Here is a 613-nt window from a genome sequence, read left to right as displayed (position 1 = left end):
TGCAAAAAGAGCTGGCCATGGCATTCTACCAAATATCGCAAGCAAAGCTGCACCTATTATCACTACGGTCATAAGCGGTCCACCTATTCCCCAAACGTAGCCAATGATGTTGCATATTACTTGAGCAGTTGTATCGTCATTAGCGTTAGCAGCACTTCCAACATGAGAGAAAGAAATAAATAATACTATAAGAAAAATATTGAAAATTCTCTTGATTGTAGGGTTCATCCCTATACCTTAAATTTAGATATTGCAATTATACCCAAAATACTATAATTTTTAGTAAAACTAGCATAAAGATTGAATAACAAACGGTGCCACGAAAGTAGTTAACTGCACAAACATTGTAATATAGACATAGTAAACGATATTATTCCAGTGCTTGACGCTGGAATCCAGACTTTAATTGTTATATTTATAAATAAGTCTGGAACGTTCATCTCAAATGCAGTATTTTTGTTGAAATAGCTCAACTGGATCCCAGTGGGCTTTGTTGCATCGCTAGCTATGATGGATAAAGATAAAAAAGGTAGAGAATATCAGTAGCTTATTATTCTGGTATTTATAACAAGAACGGTCAGTGAATACCTAAATTTGAGTAAAAGAAATTTCA

General features: G+C 34.1%; 1 protein-coding gene. It reads right to left on the bottom strand.

Annotated elements, in window-relative coordinates; genetic code table 11:
- Positions 1-228, bottom strand: a 228-nt coding sequence (locus tag BA053_RS06390; RefSeq protein WP_167347186.1) for a TrbC/VirB2 family protein, incomplete at its 3' end; no start/stop codon positions are given.
- Positions 229-613: the final 385 nt, after the last annotated feature.

The sequence above is a fragment of the Wolbachia endosymbiont of Nomada ferruginata genome, from assembly GCF_001675785.1.
Taxonomy (GTDB): domain Bacteria; phylum Pseudomonadota; class Alphaproteobacteria; order Rickettsiales; family Anaplasmataceae; genus Wolbachia; species Wolbachia pipientis.
Note: the sequence above shows the minus strand (reverse complement) of the source record. Positions and strands in the feature narration are given on the sequence as shown.